The following is a 20,089-nucleotide window of genomic DNA, read 5'->3' as shown; positions in this document are numbered from 1 at the left end:
ATGAGCCCGGCTTCCGCGAGCATTCGCCAACGCCTGCTGGCGCTTGGCGAGCCTTGCGCGGCGCAACCCGCCGCCGACTGGCAGGGCGATATCGCCCTGCCCGCCGAGCTGGAGCGTTTCTACCGCGAGGTCGGCCCGCTCGACTGCACCCTGGAGAGTGCCGGCAACCCATTTTTCCTGCCGTCCCTGGCCCGCCTCTGGCAGCGCCAGGCCGGCTATCGCTGGCACGGCATCAGCGGCGAGCGCCTGTCGGGCTGGCAGGACGACTGGCTGGTGGTGGCCGACCAGGGCGCCGACCCGTTCATCCTCGAGACCGGCAGCGGGCGCATACTCTTCGACCTGCATGGCGGCAGGGGCTGGGACCCGGCCCCGTGCTTCGACGACCTGTGGCAGATGGCGGCCAGCCTGGCCTGCTTCGGCGAGGTCTGGAGCGGCGCCGGCGAGGACATCCTGCTGGACGACTGCAGCGTCGCGCCCCGCTATCGGCAGCAGCTCGTCGACGAACTGCAACCGATCCTCGGTTCGCGCCAGCGGGCGGAGGACCTCGCCGACGAGTTCGGCTGGTAAGCTGGTGACCACACCACCACCGCCCATGACCTGCGCATGACCGCGTCCCCGACCTTCCAGCCCGCCTGGTGGCTGCCCAATCCGCACCTGCAGACCCTGTGGAGCCCGTTCTTCCGCCGCGGGCCGACCCTGGAACGGCAGCGCGAACGCCTGTGGCTGGCCGATGGCGACTTCATCGACCTCGACTGGGCCGGCCCGCACGATGCCGAAACCCCGCTGGTGCTGGCACTGCACGGCCTCACCGGGTCATCCTCGTCGCACTACATCCTCGGTCTGCAGCGCGCCCTGCTGGAGCGCGGCTGGGCCAGCGTGGCGCTGAACTGGCGCGGTTGCTCGGGGGAGCCGAACCGCCTGCCGCGCGGCTACCATTCCGGGGTCAGCGACGACCTCGCCGAGGTGGTCGCGCACCTGCGCGCCAGGCGCCCGCAAGCGCCGCTGTACGCGGTCGGCTATTCGCTGGGCGGCAACGTGCTGCTCAAGTACCTGGGCGAAACCGCTGGGGACTGCCCGCTGCTCGGCGGCGTCGCGGTGTCGGTGCCGTTCCGCCTGGACGAGTGCGCCGACCGCATCGGCCTGGGCTTTTCCCGGGTCTACCAGGCGCACTTCATGAAGGCCATGCTGGCCTACGTGCAGGACAAGCAGCGGCTGTTCGGCGAGCAGGGCCAGGCGGAAGGCCTGGCCGCCCTGCAACGCCTCGGTCCGCTGGAGGGCATGCGCACCTTCTGGGACTTCGACGGCCGGGTCACCGCGCCGCTGCACGGCTTCGCCGACGCCAGGGATTACTATCGGCGCGCGTCCAGCCGCTACTACCTGCCGGACATCCGCACGCCGAGCCTGATCATCCATTCCAGCGACGACCCCTTCGTGTTCGCCCGCAGCCTGCCCGATCGCAGCGAACTGGCACCCTGCACCGAGCTGGAACTGCACGCCCGCGGCGGTCACGTCGGCTTCGTCGACGGCTCTCCGCGCCAGCCCACCTACTACCTGGAACGACGCATCCCCGACTGGCTGGAGGCCCGCCTGCGGCAGCACTGAGCTGGCCGGCGTCCGGCGACGGGCGGCAGAATAGGAACAGGCTGAAGGAAAAAGGGGGGCGAATGGAACTGACGCTGCGGCACAACCCGATGCTCGACGACGCCGACTGCGAGGCGATCCTGGCGATCCACGCGGCAGTCGGCTGGGACCGGCGCATGCCGCCTGCCGAGCTACGCACGCTGTACCAGCATTCCGGCTATTCCCTGCTGGCCGAACGCGACGGCCGCCTGGTCGGCCTGCTGCGCGCCGAGGAAGAAACACCGATTCGCGTCTGGCTGGCGGAAATCGCCGTGCTGCCCGGCGCACAGCGCAGCGGCGTCGGCGCAGCCCTGCTGCGGCGCTTCGCCGAGGATCACCGCGGCGCCTACCTGTTCACCGACGCCACCCTCGGTACCGAAGCCTTCTTCCGCCGCCACGGCATCCACATCCAGCAGGTGCTGGAGAAAACCCTGCGCGATCAGAGCGGCACGTAGAGCCGCTCGGAAATCCCGTCCACCGCATCCTGGGCCTGCGCCTCGATGTGCCCGCTCTCCAGCGCCAGCACCTGGTAGATGCCGCGACGCAGTTGCGCCTCGCTGAGGTCGCCGTCGAGATCGAGGGTGGTGCAGAGGAAGCGCACCCAGGAGGTGAGGATGATCCAGGCGTTGAGGGTCAGGGCCTCCAGCTGGGTCTCGTTCATCCGCAGGATGCCGGCCTCGGTGAAGCCCCGGTAGATCGCCTTGGCGTTGACCAGGCAACGCTGGGCGAAGGCGCGGTAGCGCGCCGCCAGCTCCGGGTCGCTTTCCAGCAGGTGCTCGAGGTCGCGGTGGAGGAAGCGGTAGCGCCACATCGCGGCCAGTAGCGCTTCCAGGTAGAAGGTCTTGTCGTCCACCGTCAGACCCCGCCCTTCGGGCAGGCGCAGGAAACTCTCGACGTGGCTTTCGTACTCGGCGAACAGCTCGGCGATGATCGCCTGCTTGTTCGGGTAGTGGTAGTAGAGGTTCCCAGGCGATATACCCAGGTGGGTGGCGATATGGTTGGTGGTGACGCTGCGCTCGCCCTGGGCGTTGAACAGTTCCAGGCTGGCCTGGGCGATGCGATCGCGGGTCTTGATGCGTGGTGCCATGGGGACGACGGGCTCGTTCGGGTAACAGTGCGGGGCGCGCCCCGCCGTGACAGCGTAGAAGGTACACAAAGCCGGCCGCCCGGGTCAGCCCCCGGGGCGGCGGCCGGCGACCGGCCCGCCTTTCGTTGGGTACGCAAGCGCCGGGCTGGCAGGCATGCTGTTTGACACTTTAGAGTATTTACTCTAGAAATCCAGCGACGTAGCGAAATTCATCGGACCGAGCAGGTCCGCCATAACGACAGACGCGCGGCCACGCAGCCGCCCACGCTTCGCCGAGGAGCCAGCCCATGGTCGCCGATATCGCCTACCTGCAGCAGAGCCAGCAGGAAATCAACCAGCTCGAAGCCCTCTTCGCCCGCCAGCGCGCCGCCTACCTGGCGCAGCCGATGCCCGACGCCACGCAGCGCGTGCAGTGGCTGAAGGCCCTGCGCGACCTGCTGTTCAAGGAACAGCAGGCACTGATCGAGGCCATCGACCAGGACTTCAGCGCGCGCTCCGCCGACGAGACCCTGCTCGCCGAGATCATGCCCAGCCTGCACGGCATCCACTACGCCGCCAAGCGCGTGAAGAAATGGATGAAGCCTGCGCGCCGCGCGGTCGGCCTGCAATTCCAGCCGGCCTCGGCCCAGGTGGTGTACCAGCCGCTGGGCGTGGTCGGGGTGATCGTGCCTTGGAACTATCCGCTGTTCCTCTCCATCGGCCCGCTGACCGGGGCCCTCGCCGCCGGCAACCGGGTGATGATCAAGATGAGCGAGTCGACCCCGGCCACCGGGCGCCTGCTCAAGGACCTGCTGGCGCGGATCTTCCCCGAGGACCAGGTCGCCGTGGTGCTAGGCGAGGTAGACGTCGGCGTGGCCTTTTCCAAGCTGCCGTTCGACCACCTGCTGTTCACCGGCGCCACCAGCGTCGGCAAGCACGTGATGCGCGCCGCCGCCGAGAACCTGACCCCGGTCACCCTGGAGCTGGGCGGCAAGTCGCCGGCGATCGTCTCCGACAGCGTGCCGATGAAGGACGCCGCCGAGCGGATCGCCTTCGGCAAGAGCCTCAACGCCGGGCAGACCTGCGTCGCGCCCGACTACGTGCTGGTACCGAGCCGGCGCGTCGAGGAATTCGTCAGTCAGTACAAGGAGGTGGTCCAGGGCTTCTTCCCGCGTCTTTCGGACAACCCCGACTACACCGCGATCATCAACGAGCGCCAGCTCGGCCGCCTCCGGGGCTATCTCGACGACGCCCGCGAGAAGGGCGCGACCCTCGTCCCGCTGTTCGCCGAAGGCCAGCAACGGCGCCTGCCGCAGACGCTGCTGCTGAACGTCAGCGACGACATGAAAGTGATGCAGGAGGAAATCTTCGGCCCGCTGCTGCCGGTGATCCCCTACGAGCGCCTGGAAGACGCCCTGGCCTATGTCAACCAGCGCCCGCGACCGCTGGCCCTGTACTACTTCGGCTACGACAAGGCGCAACAGCAGCGCGTGCTGCACGAGACCCACTCAGGCGGTGTGTGTCTGAACGACACCCTGCTGCATGTCGCCCAGGACGACATCCCGTTCGGTGGCGTCGGTCCCTCCGGCATGGGCCACTACCATGGCCACGAAGGCTTCCTCACCTTCAGCAAGGCCAAGGGCGTGTTCAGCAAGCCGCGCTTCAACGCCGCGCGAATGATCTACCCGCCCTACGGCAAGTCGATCCAGAAGCTCGTCTACAAGCTGTTCGTGCGCTGAACCGGGGCGCGTGCGGCGCCCCCTCATTCCTACGCTGCAGGTGACATAACAACAATGAGCGACACCACTCTCGAAAGCGCCGGCCTGTCCCGACGCAGCCTGATGAAAGTCGGCCTGATCGGCGGCGCCTTCCTCGCCACCGCGGGCGTCACCGCCAGCCTCACCGGCTGTTCGGCGGAGAAACCGGCGAGCGGCCTGGAAAAGGTCCGCGAATCCGACCTGCCGTTCCTCCGTGCGCTGCTGCCGGTGATGCTGCTCGGCGCGGTTTCCGCCGAGCAGATGCCGAAAGCCGTGGAGGGCGCGATCCAGAGCCTCGACCACAACCTGGCGCGGCTCTCCCCGGAGATGTTCAAGCTCACCCAGCAACTCTTCGACGTGCTCGCCCTGCCGCTCACCCGTGGCCCGCTGACCGGTATCTGGGGCAGTTGGGAGAACGCCAGCGGCGACGACGTGCGGGCATTCCTTTCGCGCTGGGAAAACAGCTTCATCGGCCTGTTGCGGATGGGCCACAGTTCGCTGATGCAACTGGCGATGATGGCCTGGTACGCCCGCCCCGAGGCGTGGGCCCATTGTGGCTATCCCGGACCGCCGAAGATCGCTTGAGCCGCCCCCCGGAACAATACGAAGAGCCCGAAGCCGCCTAGCCTGAGAGTGCATTCATGCCTGTACCCGATCTGTTCGCCGAGGGCCTCGCCCGCGGCTGGAAAACCTACAACGGCTCGCGCCTGGACGCCGACCTGGAGCTGGAGGCCGACGTGGTCGTGGTCGGCACCGGCGCCGGCGGCGGCACCACCGCGGAAATCCTCAGCGCCGCCGGCCTGAAGGTGCTGCTGGTGGAAGAAGGCCCGCTGAAGACCAGCAGCGATTTCAAGATGCAGGAGGCCGACGCCTACCCCGAGCTGTACCAGGAAGGCATCGGCCGGATGAGCAAGGACGGCGCCATCACCATCCTCCAGGGTCGCGCCGTGGGCGGCACCACCCTGATCAACTGGACCAGCAGCTTCCGCACCCCGGAACCGACCCTGCAGCACTGGGCCCAGGTCTACGGGGTCAAGGGCCACAGCGCGGAGGACATGGCGCCCTGGTTCGAGAAAATGGAGCAGCGCCTGCACGTGGCGCCCTGGGCGCTGCCGCCGAATGCCAACAACGACGTGATCCGCCTGGGCTGCGAGAAGCTCGGCTATCACTGGAAGGTCATCCCGCGCAACGTCCTCGGCTGCTGGAACCTCGGCTACTGCGGCATGGGCTGCCCGGTCAACGCCAAGCAGTCGATGCTGGTCACCACCATCCCGGCGACCCTCGACAAGGGCGGCGAGCTGCTCTACCTGGCGCGCGCCAACCGCCTGCTGCTGGATGGCGACAAGGTGACGGGCCTCGAATGCCTGGGCATGGATGAGCGCTGCGTGGCGCCCAACGGCCGCCGGATCAGGGTCCGGGCCAGGCACTACGTGCTGTCCGGCGGCGGCATCAACACCCCGGCGATTCTTCTCCGCTCGAAGGCGCCTGATCCGAGCCAGCGGGTCGGCAAGCGCACCTTCCTGCACACGGTGAATTTCAGCGCGGGGCTGTTCGACCGGGTGATCAACCCCTTCTACGGCGCACCGCAGTCGATCTACTCCGACCATTTCCAATGGGACGACGGTGTCACCGGACGCATGTCCTACAAACTGGAGGTGCCGCCGCTGCAACCGTCGCTGGCCTCGGTGCTGCTCGGCGGCTTCGGCAGCGACAACGCCCTGCGCATGGAACAGCTACCGCATACCAACATGATGCTCGCCCTGCTCCGCGACGGCTTCCACCCGGACAGCGCGGAGGGCTCGGTCGGCCTGCGCGGCGACGACACCCCGGTGCTCGACTACCGGATGACCGACTACACCTGGGACGGTATCCGCCGTGCCTTCCATACCATGGCGGAGATCCAGTTCGCCGCCGGCGCCCGGGAAGTGCGGCCGGTGCACAGCGACGCGCGTAGCGCGAAGAACCTGCAGGAGGCGCGCGGGATCATCGACGGCCTGCGCCTGGAGATCTACCGCACGCGCCTGGGCAGCGCCCACGTCATGGGCGGCTGCGCCATGGGCGAAGACCCGGCCGTGGCGGTGGCCGACAGCCTCGGCCGCCATCACCACCTGCGAAACCTGTCGATCCACGACGGCTCGCTGTTCCCCACCAGCATCGGCGCCAACCCGCAGCTCTCGGTCTACGGTCTTACCGCGCAACTGGCCAGCGCGCTGGCCGAACGCCTGGCCAGGGCCTGAACCGCCGCCGGGCCGGCCGCGCGCCGCGGCAGCCGGCCCGGCGCCATCAGACCTATGGGCTAAAGGCCGATGGCCCGTGCGTCTTGGCCGCACGGGCATCCCTGCGCTACCATCCGATTCCCTTACGAAACCCTGCCAGGACGTAGCGATGAACCGAGTGCTGTACCCAGGCACCTTCGATCCCATCACCAAGGGTCACGGCGATCTGATCGAACGTGCTTCACGGCTTTTCGACCATGTGATCATCGCGGTCGCCGCCAGCCCCAAGAAGAACCCCCTGTTCAGCCTGGAACAGCGGGTGGCGCTGGCCCAGGAGGTCACCAAGCACCTGCCGAACGTCGAGGTGGTGGGCTTCTCCACCCTGCTGGCGCACTTCGTCAAGGAGCAGAAGGCGAATGTCTTCCTCCGCGGCCTGCGCGCGGTTTCCGACTTCGAGTACGAGTTCCAGCTGGCCAACATGAACCGCCAGCTCGCCCCCGACGTGGAAAGCATGTTCCTCACCCCGTCGGAGAAGTATTCCTTCATTTCTTCGACGCTGGTCCGGGAAATCGCCGCTCTCGGCGGGGATATCAGCAAGTTCGTGCATCCGGCCGTGGCAGACGCCCTGGCGGAACGTTTCAAGCGCTGATCCGCATCTCTCCGCCGGCCTCCCGTCGGCGCCCCGCGTGCACTGCGGGCGCCGATGCGGCACAATTCCGCTATTCCCGTTACCGATGCCGTGGCTGTCCGTCGCGGTTGGAGTTGTTAGATGTCCCTGAAAATCACTGACGATTGCATCAATTGCGACGTCTGCGAACCCGAATGCCCGAACGGCGCGATCTCGCAAGGCGAAGAAATCTATGTGATCGATCCCAATCTCTGCACCGAGTGCGTCGGCCACTACGACGAGCCGCAGTGCCAGCAGGTCTGTCCGGTGGACTGCATTCCCCTCGACGACGCCAATGTCGAGAGCAAGGACCAGTTGATGGAGAAATACCGGAAGATCACCGGCAAGGCCTGATCCCCGCCGGCGCCTGTCCTTCAGGGACGGTTCGCGCCCCGTCCGACGCGCTTTTGGCTATCCTTGGCAATCCAGTCTGAGGCGTTCGCGGTCCCGTCCCGCGAACGCCGCTGAACAGTGAGCCGCCATGTCCTTCCTGAACCTGCCCGTCCGTACCCTGGTCGCCGCCTGCGGCCTGTCCCTGCTCAGCCTCGCGGCGCATGCCGACAGCTTTCGCGGCGACGCCCACGCACCGCAGCAGGCCGCCGTCGCCACGCCGCATCCGGCCGCGACCGTCGCCGGCCTGGAAACCCTGGCCAATGGCGGCAACGCCTTCGACGCCGCGGCGGCCATCGCCGCTGCCCTGGCGGTAGCCGAGCCTTACGGCTCGGGACTCGGCGGCGGTGGATTCTTCCTTCTGCGCCAGGCCGGCGCGCAGCCGACCTATCGCTTCCTCGACGCCCGCGAGCGCGCACCGAAGGCCGCCTACGCCGACATGTACCGACGCAACGGCAAGGTCGACCCCAGGCTGTCCGTCGACGGCCCGCTGGCGGCGGCGATCCCCGGCCTGCCGGCGGCGCTGGTCGAATTGAGCGGCCGCTACGGACGCAAGCCCCTGGCCGACAACCTGGTGCCGGCGATCCGCCTGGCGGTGGATGGCGTATCCGTCGACCGGGTCTACCGCGACCGCGTCGCCATGCGCCTGGAAGCGATGCGCAAGGACCCGGAAACCGCGCGGATCTTCCTCGACAAGGGCGGAATCCCCGACGAATGGAACCTGCTCCGCCAACCGCAGTTGGCACGTACCCTGGAACGCCTCGGGCGCTACGGGCGGATCGGCTTCTACGAAGGCGAGACAGCGGACAAGCTGCTCACCGGGGTCCGCGCCGGCGGCGGCATCTGGAGCGCCGCCGACCTGCGCGACTACCGGGTGATCGAACGCCGCCCGCTGGAGGTGAAGCTGGCCAACGGCCGCGAACTGATCAGCGCACCGCCGCCCTCGGCCGGCGGCGTGGCCCTGGCACAGAGCCTGCAGATGCTGGAACAGCTGCCGTGGCAGAAGGCCGAGCCGGTACAGCGCGCCCATTACGTGCTGGAGGTCCTGCGCCGTGCCTACCGCGATCGAGGCCTGCTCGGCGACCCGGACTTCGTCGCCAACCCGCTGCCCAGCTTGCTGGCGCCGGACTACCTGAAGCGCCTTGCCGTCGGCATCGACCCGCGCCGCGCCACGCCCAGCTCGGCGCTGCCGGAGGCGCCGGCCTGGCGCGAAGGCGACCACACCACCCACTTCGCGGTGATCGATGCCCAGGGCAACGCGGTGGCCGCCACCCTCTCGGTGAACCTGCCGTTCGGCGCCGCCTTCACCGTTCCCGGTACCGGCGTGGTGCTGAACAACGAGATGGACGATTTCGCCGCCGACACCCAGGGCGCCAACAGCTACGGCCTGGCCGGCAGCCAGGCGAACGCGGTGGCGGCCGGCAAGCGCCCGCTGTCGAGCATGAGCCCGAGCTTCCTGGAAAGCCCGACCGACTTCGCCGCCTTCGGCACCCCTGGCGGCAGCCGCATCCCGAGCATGGTGCTGATCTCCATGCTGCAGTACTTCGACGGCCGCCCGGTCGGCCAATGGGTCGCCGCGCCGCGCTACCACCACCAGTACAAGCCGGACGTCGTCGAGTACGAACCGCGCGCCTTCAGCGATGCCGAGGCCGCCGAACTGCGCCGGCGCGGCTATCAGCTCAAACGCCTGGAGCGCAGCTACGGCAACCAGCAGGTGCTCTACTGGGACAAGCGCAGCGGCCGCGTCGACGCCGCCAGCGACCCGCGCGGGATCGGTTATTCGGCGTTTTCCCCGGAAATGCAGGCACAGCCCCAGGCGCACTGAACCCCAGGAGAGCGGCGAAACGAGAGACAGCGCTCAAAAACGCGGATACCAGCGATCGATAATGGCCTTTTGACATCCATCCATGCTAGCTTGCGCGCCGCCGCGCAGGCGGCTCACACGGATACTGGATAATCAAAAGCAAGGAAACCCGATGTCGCTGTTTCGTCCCCTCCTGATCGCCTCCACCCTCGCCCTCGCCAGCGGTTGCGCCAGCGGCCTCAACTCGCAGCAGACGGCCGAACTTGAGTATTACGAAGCCCGCAACCTGGCGGTCATCGAGAAATCCCCCGGCACCGGCGCGGCCCTCGGCCTGCTCCCCGGCGGCGGCTCCTTCTACGGCCGTTCCTACGGACTCGGAGTGGTCAACCTGCTGTTCTGGCCGCTGTCGATCCTCTGGGACCCGGTGAGCGGCTACGACGCATCCCAGCGCATCAACTACACCGCGACCCGGGTGCACCTGGAGAAGCTGCGCCAGCGCGACTTCGACGAACTGCAACGGCTGGCCGACAACGGCGCATTGGACGGCGCCACGCTGGCGCGGAAGCGCCAGGACGTGGAAACGAAATACCGCTACACCCCCTGAACAAGAAAAAGCCGATCGATGACCGGCCGGGTCCTCCTCGACCGACAGGGCGCCCCGGCCCACGCGTAGACGTCTCGCCGACGAGTCCGGCTGGCAATCCAGGCGGCGGGCCTCACTGGCTCGCCGCTTCAGCCGCCTGTTGCGCATCCTCCGCACTGGCTTCCACCGCCTCCGGTTCAGACGAGGCGCCCTCCATGCCTCGGCCGGAGTGCCGGCGATCGGCGGCACCGGAGCAGTCGGCGACGCCGGACAGCTCTCCATCCAGCGCAGCGTGAATCCAGTTTTCCAGGCGGGTGTACCAGGCTGCGTTCGCGGCGCTCTCCAGCCAGGCGATGGCATCCGCATCCTGCTGCTGTGCGGCCTTTTCCAGCCAGAGCCGTGCTTGCAGCTTGTTCATCCCGGCACCGGAACCGTTCCAGTAGGCCTCGCCCACCTTGAACTGGGCACGGGCATCTCCCTGGGTCGCAGCCTTGCAGAACCACTGGAAGGCCTTTTCCCGGCTGCCGGCATAACGGTCCAGCAGGGCGGCTTCCTCGTCTGAAGTGGCGGAATAGACGCCTTGCGAGTCGTCCAGGTAGAACCATCCCAGATTGGTTTCGGCGTCTTCGCTACCGCTGGCCGCCGCGCGTTCGAACCAGGTCCCGGCCTTCACCCGGTCCTGGTCGACCCCTTCGCCTCTCCAGTAGAGAACGCCCATTTCATTCTGGGCGGCGGCATCCCCCTGCTCCGCGGCCTTCCGGAACCAGCGTGCCGCCTCGGTCTTGTCCTGTGGCCCGCCGTCACCATCGCGATAGAGCATGGCCAGTTGGATCTGCGCGCGGACCATCCCCGCAGCGGCCGCCTTGCCCCACCATTCGCGCGCGCTGGCGTAGTTCTGTTGCTGGTAGAAGTAGGCGCCGAAATCGAACAGCGCCTGCGGCTCCCCCGTCTCGGCGGCCTGGCGGAGGCGGGTGAATTCGGCGAACAGTTCATCGCCGCGCTTGTCGCCCTGCTCGGCCTTGGACTGCTCCTTGGCGAGGTCGGACACCGCGTCCTCCGCCCAGGCGAACGAGGGTACGGCAAGAGCAAGGACGGACAGGAACACCCACTGACTGAACATACGCGAAATCCTTATCTTGGTTGAGCCGGTCGGCCACCCCTGGTCGACCTTGTGACCTTGCTGGTCAGCAGGACAGTGTCACCATCGGAGAGTCCGATCAAGTGCCGCGAACGGTCCGTGCGGAACATCTGTCATCGGCCGATGCGGCGCTATAGCTGCCGCCTGCCGTGGCGGAAGAAAAGACTTAGCCCAATCTCCGTGCCCCCTGCAATGCATCGAGAAAACAAAAAGCCGGTCGATGACCGGCTTTTTTTCATTCCGTTGGAAACTCAGCTTTCGTCGTGGTTATAGCCGCTGGTGGTGCAGCCCAGGCAACGGACGAAGGCTTCCTTGCCCGGATCGACCACCAGCGCCTGGCCGGCCTTGCCGACGCTGCCGCTGGCCGCGGTGAACGGCAGGCTGACCACGAAGGCCACCGCCCCGACGGCCGTGGCGGCGATCAGGAAGGGACGGGCGATGAGCAGATCGCCGATCATGGCGTACGCGGGGGGCGCTTCGACGGTGTACATCGGGTCGCCGCTGGCGTTTTCCTGCACGGCATCCGCCAGCGCGGGCATGGACGAGAGCCCGGTGGTCAGCGCCAGCACGAGCGCGGTGGTGCGAAACAGGTTCATGGAGGCGGTCCTTTCTGGTTTTTGGTTGGGCAGATATCGCCTAACTATAACAGCGCTGCGGGTAGTGCCAGCGTGACCGCCTTCAATCGCCGAGGAATGCGTAGTGCGGCTTTTTCGGGATGAACGGCCGGTAGAAGCCGATCAGGCTGCACAGGTCGGCGTCCTCGTTGCCGGTCGGCCAGAAGGGTTCGCCGATGACGATCCGCCGGTTCTCGTAGTCCAGCGCCGCCGGCACCACCGGCACGCCGGCGCCACGGGCGATGTGGTAGAAGCCCATGCGCCAGCGGTCGACCTTCTTGCGCGTGCCTTCCGGAGCGATGATCAGCATGAACTCACGGTGCTCGCGGAAGGCCTGGATCGCCTGGTCCACGGTATTCAGCTTCAGGTGGCGCTGGATCGGGATACCGCCCCAGCGTCGCATCAGGCCGCCCAGCGGGCCGTTGAACAGGGTGTGCTTGCCGAACCAGCGGGCGTTCAGGCGCAGGACGAACTTGGCGGCAAGGAAGGCCACGAAGTCCCAGTTCGAGGTGTGGTGGGCGCCGATCACCACGAACTTGTCGAGCGCGGGCAATTGGCCCTCGATCTTCCAGCCGGAGAGTTTCAGCATGGCATGGCCGAGCGACTCGACCAGGGTGTTGCGAGGCAGGTAATTGCCGGACATCGTGCACCTTTCTTATGGCAGGCCGCTCACCGTGGCGGCCCTTCTTGTGGCGGTAGAGTATGCGCGGCGCGGCGCTTCAGCGTTGGCAGCGCGGGCAGTACACGCTGGCGCGCTGGCCTAGGCGGATCTCGCGCAGGGTGCTGCCGCAGACCTTGCAGAACTCCCCGCCACGGCCATAGACGAACAATTCCTGCTGGAAGTAACCGGGCTGGCCGTCGCCGCCGACGAAATCGCGCAGGGTGGTGCCGCCGCGCTCGATGGCGATCGCCAGGATCCGCTTGATCTCCTCCGCCAGGCGCAGGTAGCGCGCCTTGGAGATGCTCCCGGCGGGCTTGCGCGGATCGATGCCGGCGGCGAACAGCGCTTCGCTGGCGTAGATGTTGCCGACCCCGACCACCACCGCGTTGTCCATGATGAACGGCTTGACCGCCATGCTCCGCCCGCGCGACAGCTCGAACAGACGCTGGCCGGCGAAAGCGTCGGTCAGCGGTTCCGGGCCGAGGTTGCGCAGCAGCTCGTGTTCCAGTGGCGCCAGGCTCCAGAGCATGGCGCCGAAGCGCCGCGGATCGGTGTAGCGCAGGGCCATGCCCGAGACCAACTCGATGTCGACGTGCTCGTGGCGACTGGCCGGGGTGCCGCTCTCCACCAGCCTCAGGCTGCCGGACATGCCCAGGTGGCTGATCAGCGTACCGGCCTCGGCGCCCAGCAGCAGGTACTTGGCGCGGCGCTCGACGCTGACGATGCGTTGTCCGGACAGGCGCACGTCCAGGTCTTCGGGGATCGGCCAGCGCAGGCGCCGCTCGCGCACGATCACGCGCTCGACGCGCTGGCCTTCGAGGTAGGGGGCGATGCCCCGGCGGGTGGTTTCGACTTCGGGTAGTTCGGGCATGGCGGCAGCAATCCGGTTGACCGCGGCACCTTAGCAGGAAGCGCCGCGGCGCGGCCAGTCAGTAGCTGCCCTGGCCGACGCCCAGCTCGAGAATCGAGCCCTTGAGGTTCTCGAAGTCGTAGTCGGTGAGCCCGACGTAGTCCAGCACCAGCGCGCCGATGCTGTTCCACTCGTGGTCTTCCGGCTGGTTGCCGAGAATCCGGTGCGAGCCGCAGATGTGCTCGGCCATCTTCAGGATCGCCAGCAGGTTCTTCAGCTGGGTGTCGCGGGCCGACTCGTCGCCGAAGATCGACAGCGCGTTGTGGTGGTTGGCGATCGCCTCGCAGACGTGCTCCGGCAGGCGCCAGGAACGCGCGGTGTAGTAGCCGACCACCGCATGGTTGGTGTTCAGCACGCGGTTCTCGGTGTCCACCACCCGGCGCTCGTCGCTGGCGGCGGCATAGGCCTCCTCCAGCACCGCCATATAGTGCGGGAAGCGCTTGAGCATCAGCGGAATGCCGCAGTTGTGGAACAGGCCGAGGGCGTAGGCTTCGTCCACCGACTCGTAGCCGACCCGCTTGGCCAGGCTCAGGCAGCTCATGGCCACGTCCTGGGCGGTGTCCCAGAAACGGTTGAGGGTGACGATGGTGTCGTCGCTCATCTCGCCCTTGATCGACTGGGCGTTGATCAGGTTGATCACCGAACGACTGCCCAGCAGGTTCACCGCGCGCTGGATCGAAGTGATGCGGTTGGCCAGGCCGAAGAACGGCGAGTTCACCAGTTTCAGGAGGGCGCCGGAAAGGCCCGGGTCCTGGCTGATCAGCCTGGCGATGTTCTTCAGGTCCGGATTGGGCATGACCTGCTCCATCTGCAGGTCGACCATGATCTGGGGTTGCGGCGGCACACTGATGCCTTGCAGGGCCTGGCGGATCTGCTCGGCGGTGAGTTCTTGGACCATGAGGGCGGGGGCGAAAGTTGACGGTGTGCGCAGTTTACCCGGAGAACCCCGCCATGGGGCGGGCTTCTGCCGGAAAAGCGGCGCCAGGCAACGGGCATGGAACTTTTCCCGCAGCCGCCAGGGTCGGAATGTATACCCCCATCCGATATCGGGAGACACGCCATGACCCAATCCCTGCACGGCAAGGTCGTCGCCGCCCTGGTGACCGACGGTTTCGAACAGGTCGAACTGACCGGTCCGAAAAAAGCCCTGGAAGACGCCGGCGCCACGGTAAGGATTCTTTCCGACAAGGCCGGCGAGGTGCGCGGCTGGAACCATCACCAGCCAGCCGACGCCTTCCGCGTCGACGGCACCTTCGAAGACGCCAGCCTGGACGACTACGACGCCCTGCTGCTGCCCGGCGGGGTGATCAATTCCGACCAGATCCGCAGCCTGGCCAAGGCCCAGGAACTGGCGATCCGCGCCGAACAGGCGAGCAAGCCGGTGGCGGTGATCTGCCACGGCGCCTGGCTGCTGATCTCCGCCGGCCTGGTGCAGGGTCGTACCCTGACCAGTTGGCCGTCGCTCAAGGACGACATCAACAACGCCGGCGGCCACTGGGTGGACCAGGAGGTAGCGGTGGACGGCAAGCTGGTGAGCAGCCGCAAACCCGAAGACATCCCGGCCTTCAACCGTCAATTCATCGAAATCCTCGCCGGCTGAACGGCCCGCGTTCGCGCAGCGGCGAACCCCGTCGCTGCGCTATAATCGCGCTCTTTTGCCGGAGCCTTTCCCATGACCCTGCCCAGCTTGCGTCTCAAAGCCAACGCCGAGCGCCGCCTGCGCGCCGGCCACCTGTGGGTCTACAGCAACGAGGTGGATGTCGCCGCGACGCCGCTGAATGCCTTCGCCGCCGGCGACCAGGCGGTGCTGGAAATGGCCAACGGCAAGCCGCTGGGCATCGTCGCGCTGAGCCCGAACAATCTGATCTGCGGCCGCCTCATTTCCCGTGATACCAAGCACGTTCTCGACAAATCGCTGCTGGTTCATCGCATCAACATCGCCCTCAGCCTGCGCGAGCGGCTTTTCGACAAGCCGTTCTACCGGCTGGTCTACGGCGATTCCGACCTGCTGCCCGGCCTGGTGGTCGATCGCTTCGGCGACGTGCTGGTGGTGCAACTGGCGTCCGCGGCCATGGAACTGCGCAAGGACGAGGTGCTCGCTGCCCTGCTGCAGGTGCTCAAGCCCGCCGCCGTGCTCTGGAAGAACGACTCCAGCGCGCGCGACGCCGAGGGCCTGGAGCGCTACGTGGCCAACGCCTACGGCGAAGTGCCGGAGTGGGTCGCGCTGGAAGAGAACGGCGTGAAGTTCGAGGCGCCGGTGCTGGCCGGGCAGAAGACCGGCTGGTTCTACGACCACCGCATGAACCGCGCGCGCCTGGCGCCCTACGTGCAGGGCAAGCGGGTCCTCGACCTGTTCAGCTATATCGGTGGCTGGGGCATCCAGGCCGCCGCCTTCGGCGCCAGCGAAGTGATGTGCGTGGACGCGTCCGCCTTCGCCCTCGACGGCGTCGAGCGCAACGCGGCGCTGAACGGCGTAGCGGAGAAGGTCGCCTGCGTCGAGGGCGACGTGTTCGAGGCCCTGCGCGAACTGAAGGCCGCCGACGAACGCTTCGACGTGGTGATCGCCGACCCGCCGGCCTTCATCAAGCGCAAGAAGGACCTGAAGAACGGCGAGGCCGCCTACCGCCGTCTCAACGAACAGGCCATGCGCCTGCTGAGCAAGGACGGCATCCTGGTCAGCGCCTCCTGCTCGATGCACCTGCCCGAGGACGACCTGCAGAACATCCTGATCGGCAGCGCCCGCCATCTCGACCGCAACATCCAGCTGCTCGAGCGCGGCGGCCAGGGCCCCGACCATCCGGTGCACCTGGCGATCGCGGAAACCCGCTACATCAAGAGCCTGACCTGCCGGCTGCTGCCCAACGGCTGAGCCCGTCCCGGCGGATGAGCGCCTGCGTTCATCCGCCCTACGGCCACCGCCGCTCATGGCGCGACGGGCGGCGCAAGACGCCAGCCGGGTCGCGACGCGCCGCTCCGCCGACCGCCAGCCTTCCCCATTCGCCCGCTCTGGGCTTAGAATCCGGGCATTCCTCGCCAATCATCCCCCGGCGGGCAGTGAGCCCAGGCCGTCGCCAATGGTGACCCCATTCAGACCCCGGCCAACTCCGTACACTCGGCTATTCCCCGTTTGCATCCGGTTCCTTCGACGCTCACGATACAGTCATAACCCGAACCTGATTAGCCGCAGGAAATCGTCATGCCCGATTACCGCTCGAAAACCTCCACCCACGGCCGCAACATGGCCGGCGCCCGCGCCCTCTGGCGCGCCACCGGGATGAAGGACGAAGACTTCAAGAAGCCGATCATCGCCATCGCCAACTCCTTCACCCAGTTCGTGCCCGGCCACGTGCACCTGAAGGACCTCGGCCAACTGGTCGCCCGCGAGATCGAGAAGGCCGGCGGCGTGGCCAAGGAATTCAACACCATCGCCGTCGACGACGGCATCGCCATGGGCCACGACGGCATGCTCTATTCGCTGCCGAGCCGGGAGATCATCGCCGACTCAGTGGAATACATGGTCAACGCCCACTGCGCCGACGCCATCGTCTGCATCTCCAACTGCGACAAGATCACCCCCGGCATGCTGATGGCCGCGCTGCGCCTGAACATCCCGGTAGTGTTCGTCTCCGGCGGGCCGATGGAAGCCGGCAAGACCAAGCTGGCCAGCCACGGCCTGGACCTGGTCGATGCCATGGTGGTGGCCGCCGACGACTCCTGCTCCGACGAGAAGGTCGCCGAGTACGAGCGCAGCGCCTGCCCGACCTGCGGCTCCTGCTCCGGCATGTTCACCGCCAACTCGATGAACTGCCTGACCGAGGCGCTCGGCCTGTCGCTGCCGGGCAACGGCTCGACCCTGGCCACCCACGCCGACCGCGAGCAACTGTTCCTGCGCGCCGGGCGCCTGGCCGTGGAACTCTGCCAGCGCTATTACGGCGAAGGCGACGACAGCGTGCTGCCGCGCAACATCGCCAACTTCAAGGCCTTCGAGAACGCCATGACCCTGGACATCGCCATGGGCGGCTCGACCAATACCATCCTGCACCTGCTGGCCGCCGCCCAGGAGGCCGAGGTGCCGTTCGACCTGCGCGACATCGACCGCCTGTCGCGCAAGGTGCCGCAACTGTGCAAGGTGGCGCCGAACATCCAGAAGTACCACATGGAAGACGTGCATCGCGCCGGCGGCATCTTCTCCATCCTCGGCGAACTGGCCCGCGGTGGCCTGCTGCACACCGACGTCCCCACCGTGCACAGCCCGAGCATGGCCGACGCCATCGCCCAGTGGGACATCACCCAGACCCGCGACGAAGCCGTGCACACCTTCTTCAAGGCCGGTCCGGCGGGCATCCCGACCCAGACCGCGTTCAGCCAGAACACCCGCTGGCCGAGCCTGGACGACGACCGCGCCGAGGGCTGCATCCGCAGCGTCGAGCATGCCTATTCCAAGGAAGGCGGGCTGGCCGTGCTCTACGGCAACATCGCTCTCGACGGCTGCGTGGTGAAGACCGCCGGGGTCGACGAGTCGATCCACGTGTTCGAAGGCAGCGCGAAGATCTTCGAAAGCCAGGACGCCGCGGTGAAAGGCATCCTCGGCGACGAGGTGAAGGCCGGCGACATCGTGATCATCCGCTACGAAGGACCGAAGGGCGGGCCGGGCATGCAGGAAATGCTCTATCCGACCAGCTACCTGAAGTCCAAGGGCCTGGGCAAGCAGTGCGCCCTGCTCACCGACGGACGCTTCTCCGGCGGCACCTCGGGCCTGTCCATCGGCCACGCCTCCCCGGAAGCCGCCGCCGGCGGCGCCATCGGCCTGGTGCAGGACGGCGACAAGGTGCTGATCGACATTCCCAATCGCTCGATCAACCTGCTGGTCAGCGACGAAGAACTCGCCGCACGCCGCGCCGAACAGGACAAGAAGGGCTGGAAGCCGGCCGCGCCGCGTGCCCGCCGCGTCAGCACCGCGCTCAAGGCCTACGCCCTGCTCGCCACCAGCGCCGACAAGGGCGCGGTACGCAACAAGGCGCTGCTGGACGGCTGAATCGTCCCGCGACGAAAAAAGCCCGGTCCCGCGCCGGGCTTTTTCATTCACGCGTGCGCGCGCCGAATGGCGGATAATCGCAAGCCGGTCATTCGCCCCTACCGCTCACCCACGCTCCAACCGTAGGGCGCATACGCCACCTGCGTTATCCGCCGACATGCGGCGCAGCCAGGCCTGGGCGAGACCGTGTTCGCCCAGTAAAATCGCGCTCTTTTTCCCCGGACCGCCACCATGAGTTCCCTGCAAAGCCCGTCGGACGCCAGCGCCCGCAACGACCTGGTCTATGGCCTGGACGACCGTCCCAGCGCTCCCATCGCCCTGCTCGCCGCCCTCCAGCACCTGCTGGCGATCATCGTGCCGATCGTTACCCCCGGCCTGCTGATCTGCCAGGCGCTGGGCGTATCGCCGCGCGACACCAATCTGATCGTGTCGATGTCGCTGGTGATTTCCGGCATCGCCACCTTCGTCCAGTGCAAGCGCTTCGGCCCGTTCGGCGCCGGACTGTTGATCGTCCAGGGCACCAGCTTCAACTTCGTCGGCCCGCTGATCGCCGGCGGGGCGCTGATGGTCAAGCAGGGTACGCCGGTGGAAAGCGTGATGGCGGCGATCTTCGGCGTGGTCATCGCCGGCTCCTTCGTCGAGATGGGCATCTCGCGCATACTGCCGTTCGTCAAGCGGCTGATCACCCCGCTGGTGACCGGCATCGTCGTGCTGATGATCGGCCTGACCCTGATCAAGGTCGGCCTGATCAGCATGGGTGGCGGCTTCTCGGCGATGTCCAACGGCACCTTCGCCAACGGCGAGAACCTGCTGCTGTCCGGCGTGGTGCTGGGCATCATCGTGGTGCTCAATCGCATCCCGGTGGTATGGATGCGCAGTTGCGCCATCGTCATCGCCCTGGCCGTCGGCTACGCGCTGGCCGGCTACCTCGGCCGCCTGGACTTCACCGGCATGCACCAGGCCGAGCTGTTCCAGGTACCGACCCCGCTGCACTTCGGCCTGGACTTCTCCTGGCCGCTGTTCATCCCGATGCTGGTGATCTACCTGGTCACTTCCCTGGAAGCCATCGGCGACGTCACCGCCACCAGCAAGGTGTCGAAGCAGCCGGTGGAAGGCCCGCTGTGGATGCAGCGGATCAAGGGCGGCGTGCTGGTCAACGGCGCCAACTCGTTCCTCGCCGGTATCTTCAATACCTTCCCCAGCTCAGTGTTCGCCCAGAACAACGGGGTGATCCAGCTCACCGGCGTGGCCAGCCGCTACGTCGGCCTATGGATCGCCGCCATGCTGGTCCTGCTCGGCCTGTTCCCGAGCGTCGCCGGGGTCATCCAGGCGGTGCCGGAACCGGTACTGGGCGGCGCGGCGATGGTGATGTTCGGCGCGGTGGCCGCTTCGGGCATCAACATCCTCGCCGGCATCCAGCTGGACCGCCGTGCCCTGCTGATCATCGCCGTATCCCTGGCCCTCGGCCTGGGCGTTTCGCAGGTGCCGGAGTTCCTCGCGCACATGCCCGCGGCGCTGCGCAACGTGCTGGAGTCCGGGGTCGCCACCGGCGGCATCTGCGCCCTGCTGCTGAACTGGTTCCTGCCGGAAAGCCCGGTCCAGAAGGCCGCACACTGATAGGCGCGGCG

General features: G+C 67.3%; 20 protein-coding genes. 14 read left to right on the top strand and 6 right to left on the bottom strand.

Annotated features, from left to right (window positions below):
- From VQ065_RS02190 to VQ065_RS02180, 3 genes are all read left to right on the top strand, one after another.
- The gene (locus VQ065_RS02190; RefSeq protein ID WP_003084491.1) at positions 1 to 567 is read left to right on the top strand and encodes a hypothetical protein; all 567 of its coding nucleotides are present in this window, start codon (positions 1 to 3) and stop codon (positions 565 to 567) included.
- 36 nt (positions 568 to 603) lie between these two features.
- The gene (locus VQ065_RS02185) at positions 604 to 1,602 is read left to right on the top strand and encodes a hydrolase (protein ID WP_003084490.1); all 999 of its coding nucleotides are present in this window, start codon (positions 604 to 606) and stop codon (positions 1,600 to 1,602) included.
- A gap of 62 nt (positions 1,603 to 1,664) precedes the next feature.
- Positions 1,665 to 2,075 carry a GNAT family N-acetyltransferase gene (locus tag VQ065_RS02180; RefSeq protein WP_003084489.1) on the top strand — a complete coding sequence of 137 codons (411 nt, stop codon included), beginning with the start codon at positions 1,665 to 1,667 and terminating at the stop codon, positions 2,073 to 2,075.
- Here the strand turns inward: VQ065_RS02180 and VQ065_RS02175 are convergent.
- Entirely contained in the window at positions 2,060 to 2,707 is a 648-nt protein-coding gene (locus tag VQ065_RS02175; protein ID WP_003084488.1) for a TetR/AcrR family transcriptional regulator, read from the bottom strand. The two genes, VQ065_RS02180 and VQ065_RS02175, sit on opposite strands and share 16 nt — an antisense overlap.
- Before the next feature lie 287 nt (positions 2,708 to 2,994).
- Between VQ065_RS02175 and VQ065_RS02170 the strand changes: the two genes are divergently transcribed.
- From VQ065_RS02170 to VQ065_RS02140, 7 genes are all read left to right on the top strand, one after another.
- Positions 2,995 to 4,425: a coniferyl aldehyde dehydrogenase gene (locus VQ065_RS02170; protein WP_003084487.1), complete on the top strand. Its 1,431-nt coding sequence runs from the start codon at positions 2,995 to 2,997 to the stop codon at positions 4,423 to 4,425.
- A 54-nt stretch (positions 4,426 to 4,479) separates the two neighbouring features.
- The gene (locus tag VQ065_RS02165) at positions 4,480 to 5,028 is read left to right on the top strand and encodes a hypothetical protein (protein WP_003084486.1); all 549 of its coding nucleotides are present in this window, start codon (positions 4,480 to 4,482) and stop codon (positions 5,026 to 5,028) included.
- A 56-nt stretch (positions 5,029 to 5,084) separates the two neighbouring features.
- Positions 5,085 to 6,680 carry a GMC family oxidoreductase gene (locus VQ065_RS02160; RefSeq protein ID WP_003128925.1) on the top strand — a complete coding sequence of 532 codons (1,596 nt, stop codon included), beginning with the start codon at positions 5,085 to 5,087 and terminating at the stop codon, positions 6,678 to 6,680.
- A gap of 148 nt (positions 6,681 to 6,828) precedes the next feature.
- Positions 6,829 to 7,308, top strand: a complete 480-nt coding sequence (gene coaD / locus VQ065_RS02155) for a pantetheine-phosphate adenylyltransferase (protein WP_003084466.1) — start codon at positions 6,829 to 6,831, stop codon at positions 7,306 to 7,308.
- A gap of 120 nt (positions 7,309 to 7,428) precedes the next feature.
- On the top strand, positions 7,429 to 7,680 hold the full coding sequence (locus VQ065_RS02150) for a YfhL family 4Fe-4S dicluster ferredoxin (RefSeq protein WP_003084462.1): 252 nt from the start codon (positions 7,429 to 7,431) through the stop codon (positions 7,678 to 7,680).
- A 127-nt stretch (positions 7,681 to 7,807) separates the two neighbouring features.
- Entirely contained in the window at positions 7,808 to 9,541 is a 1,734-nt protein-coding gene (gene ggt, locus VQ065_RS02145; RefSeq protein WP_003084456.1) for a gamma-glutamyltransferase, read from the top strand.
- Between the two features lie 151 nt (positions 9,542 to 9,692).
- Complete coding sequence (locus tag VQ065_RS02140; protein ID WP_003084454.1) at positions 9,693 to 10,124, top strand: hypothetical protein; 432 nt, start codon at positions 9,693 to 9,695, stop codon at positions 10,122 to 10,124.
- Between the two features lie 112 nt (positions 10,125 to 10,236).
- On the opposite strand, the gene VQ065_RS02135 is transcribed toward VQ065_RS02140, so the two are convergent.
- The 5 genes from VQ065_RS02135 to VQ065_RS02115 all read right to left on the bottom strand — a co-directional run bounded on the left by VQ065_RS02135 (position 10,237) and on the right by VQ065_RS02115 (position 14,270).
- Entirely contained in the window at positions 10,237 to 11,223 is a 987-nt protein-coding gene (locus tag VQ065_RS02135; protein WP_003084453.1) for a tetratricopeptide repeat protein, read from the bottom strand.
- Between the two features lie 269 nt (positions 11,224 to 11,492).
- The gene (locus VQ065_RS02130) at positions 11,493 to 11,837 is read right to left on the bottom strand and encodes a hypothetical protein (RefSeq protein ID WP_003084452.1); all 345 of its coding nucleotides are present in this window, start codon (positions 11,835 to 11,837) and stop codon (positions 11,493 to 11,495) included.
- A gap of 82 nt (positions 11,838 to 11,919) precedes the next feature.
- Entirely contained in the window at positions 11,920 to 12,498 is a 579-nt protein-coding gene (locus VQ065_RS02125; RefSeq protein WP_003084450.1) for a lysophospholipid acyltransferase family protein, read from the bottom strand.
- Between the two features lie 76 nt (positions 12,499 to 12,574).
- On the bottom strand, positions 12,575 to 13,387 hold the full coding sequence (gene mutM, locus VQ065_RS02120; protein WP_003084443.1) for a bifunctional DNA-formamidopyrimidine glycosylase/DNA-(apurinic or apyrimidinic site) lyase: 813 nt from the start codon (positions 13,385 to 13,387) through the stop codon (positions 12,575 to 12,577).
- A 58-nt stretch (positions 13,388 to 13,445) separates the two neighbouring features.
- Entirely contained in the window at positions 13,446 to 14,270 is an 825-nt protein-coding gene (locus tag VQ065_RS02115; protein ID WP_003128920.1) for an HDOD domain-containing protein, read from the bottom strand.
- Positions 14,271 to 14,486: 216 nt separating this feature from the next.
- Here VQ065_RS02115 and pfpI point away from each other — a divergent pair, with 216 nt between their 5' ends.
- From pfpI to VQ065_RS02095, 4 genes are all read left to right on the top strand, one after another.
- Positions 14,487 to 15,026, top strand: coding sequence for a protease PfpI (gene pfpI / locus VQ065_RS02110; protein WP_003084439.1), 540 nt, complete (start codon positions 14,487 to 14,489; stop codon positions 15,024 to 15,026).
- Between the two features lie 72 nt (positions 15,027 to 15,098).
- Positions 15,099 to 16,295 carry a class I SAM-dependent rRNA methyltransferase gene (locus VQ065_RS02105; protein ID WP_003084438.1) on the top strand — a complete coding sequence of 399 codons (1,197 nt, stop codon included), beginning with the start codon at positions 15,099 to 15,101 and terminating at the stop codon, positions 16,293 to 16,295.
- Positions 16,296 to 16,622: 327 nt separating this feature from the next.
- Positions 16,623 to 18,461, top strand: a complete 1,839-nt coding sequence (gene ilvD, locus VQ065_RS02100) for a dihydroxy-acid dehydratase (RefSeq protein ID WP_003084436.1) — start codon at positions 16,623 to 16,625, stop codon at positions 18,459 to 18,461.
- Between the two features lie 231 nt (positions 18,462 to 18,692).
- Entirely contained in the window at positions 18,693 to 20,078 is a 1,386-nt protein-coding gene (locus VQ065_RS02095; RefSeq protein ID WP_003084433.1) for a nucleobase:cation symporter-2 family protein, read from the top strand.
- Positions 20,079 to 20,089: the final 11 nt, after the last annotated feature.

It is taken from the genome of Pseudomonas sp. KBN10P06128, assembly GCF_037574945.1.
In the GTDB taxonomy this organism is placed as follows: Bacteria; Pseudomonadota; Gammaproteobacteria; order Pseudomonadales; family Pseudomonadaceae; genus Pseudomonas; species Pseudomonas aeruginosa.
The sequence above is the reverse complement of the archived record's forward strand: the minus strand, read 5'-3'. Positions and strand labels throughout refer to the sequence as shown.

Excerpts from the sequence above, each read along its gene's own strand:
- VQ065_RS02190 (WP_003084491.1), top strand. The coding sequence starts at position 1 with ATGAGCCCGGCTTCCGCGAGCATTCGCCAACGCCTGCTGGCGCTTGGC.
- VQ065_RS02185 (WP_003084490.1), top strand. The coding sequence starts at position 604 with ATGACCGCGTCCCCGACCTTCCAGCCCGCCTGGTGGCTGCCCAATCCG.
- VQ065_RS02180 (WP_003084489.1), top strand. The coding sequence starts at position 1,665 with ATGGAACTGACGCTGCGGCACAACCCGATGCTCGACGACGCCGACTGC.
- VQ065_RS02175 (WP_003084488.1), bottom strand. The coding sequence starts at position 2,707 with ATGGCACCACGCATCAAGACCCGCGATCGCATCGCCCAGGCCAGCCTG.
- VQ065_RS02170 (WP_003084487.1), top strand. The coding sequence starts at position 2,995 with ATGGTCGCCGATATCGCCTACCTGCAGCAGAGCCAGCAGGAAATCAAC.
- VQ065_RS02165 (WP_003084486.1), top strand. The coding sequence starts at position 4,480 with ATGAGCGACACCACTCTCGAAAGCGCCGGCCTGTCCCGACGCAGCCTG.
- VQ065_RS02160 (WP_003128925.1), top strand. The coding sequence starts at position 5,085 with ATGCCTGTACCCGATCTGTTCGCCGAGGGCCTCGCCCGCGGCTGGAAA.
- coaD (WP_003084466.1), top strand. The coding sequence starts at position 6,829 with ATGAACCGAGTGCTGTACCCAGGCACCTTCGATCCCATCACCAAGGGT.
- VQ065_RS02150 (WP_003084462.1), top strand. The coding sequence starts at position 7,429 with ATGTCCCTGAAAATCACTGACGATTGCATCAATTGCGACGTCTGCGAA.
- ggt (WP_003084456.1), top strand. The coding sequence starts at position 7,808 with ATGTCCTTCCTGAACCTGCCCGTCCGTACCCTGGTCGCCGCCTGCGGC.
- VQ065_RS02140 (WP_003084454.1), top strand. The coding sequence starts at position 9,693 with ATGTCGCTGTTTCGTCCCCTCCTGATCGCCTCCACCCTCGCCCTCGCC.
- VQ065_RS02135 (WP_003084453.1), bottom strand. The coding sequence starts at position 11,223 with ATGTTCAGTCAGTGGGTGTTCCTGTCCGTCCTTGCTCTTGCCGTACCC.
- VQ065_RS02130 (WP_003084452.1), bottom strand. The coding sequence starts at position 11,837 with ATGAACCTGTTTCGCACCACCGCGCTCGTGCTGGCGCTGACCACCGGG.
- VQ065_RS02125 (WP_003084450.1), bottom strand. The coding sequence starts at position 12,498 with ATGTCCGGCAATTACCTGCCTCGCAACACCCTGGTCGAGTCGCTCGGC.
- mutM (WP_003084443.1), bottom strand. The coding sequence starts at position 13,387 with ATGCCCGAACTACCCGAAGTCGAAACCACCCGCCGGGGCATCGCCCCC.
- pfpI (WP_003084439.1), top strand. The coding sequence starts at position 14,487 with ATGACCCAATCCCTGCACGGCAAGGTCGTCGCCGCCCTGGTGACCGAC.
- VQ065_RS02105 (WP_003084438.1), top strand. The coding sequence starts at position 15,099 with ATGACCCTGCCCAGCTTGCGTCTCAAAGCCAACGCCGAGCGCCGCCTG.
- ilvD (WP_003084436.1), top strand. The coding sequence starts at position 16,623 with ATGCCCGATTACCGCTCGAAAACCTCCACCCACGGCCGCAACATGGCC.
- VQ065_RS02095 (WP_003084433.1), top strand. The coding sequence starts at position 18,693 with ATGAGTTCCCTGCAAAGCCCGTCGGACGCCAGCGCCCGCAACGACCTG.